Origin of the sequence: Brochothrix campestris FSL F6-1037, assembly GCF_000525915.1 — a bacterium.
Taxonomy (GTDB): Bacteria; Bacillota; Bacilli; order Lactobacillales; family Listeriaceae; genus Brochothrix; species Brochothrix campestris.
On record NZ_AODH01000075.1, the window covers coordinates 1 to 568 of the forward strand.

Genomic DNA, 568 nt, shown 5'->3' on the forward strand with positions numbered 1-568 from the left:
TTTTTGGATACAGCTGGCTTTGCTTCATGACACCGCCACCGAAAATAATTTTTTCGGGTGAGAGCGTTAACGTATAGTTAACGGCAGCCTGCGCGAGGTAGAAGGCTTCGATATCCCATGCCTCATGTTCAGGCGGTAAGGTGGTGGCTGCTTGCTGAAAGCGAGCCGCAATTGCGGGGCCGGCAGCTAAACCTTCAAGGCAGTCGCCATGGTAAGGGCAAACACCAGCGAAAGCATCGTCTGAATGATGTTTCACTAAGATGTGGCCCATTTCAGGATGGCTAAAACCATGAAATAGTTGGTCGTTCATCACAACCCCACCGCCAATACCAGTGCCAACCGTTAAATAAACACAGCTGTGTTTGCCACGGGCGGCACCACGTTTTAATTCGCCAAAAGCCGCGGCGTTAACGTCGGTCGTAAAGGCGATTGGTATTTGAAAATGGCGTTTGAGTGTGCCGAGTAAATCGAATTGTTGCCACGCGATTTTTGGTGTTGCTAAAATCGAGCCATAGGTCGGTGAAACTTCGTTTGACGTCAATCGGTCCAAAGGACCAATCGCCAAAGC

The 568-nt window shown here is 49.8% G+C and carries 1 pseudogene; it reads right to left on the reverse strand.

Annotated elements, in window-relative coordinates:
* Positions 1 to 568: pseudogene (locus BCAMP_RS11400) on the reverse strand (ROK family protein); the annotation flags it as partial.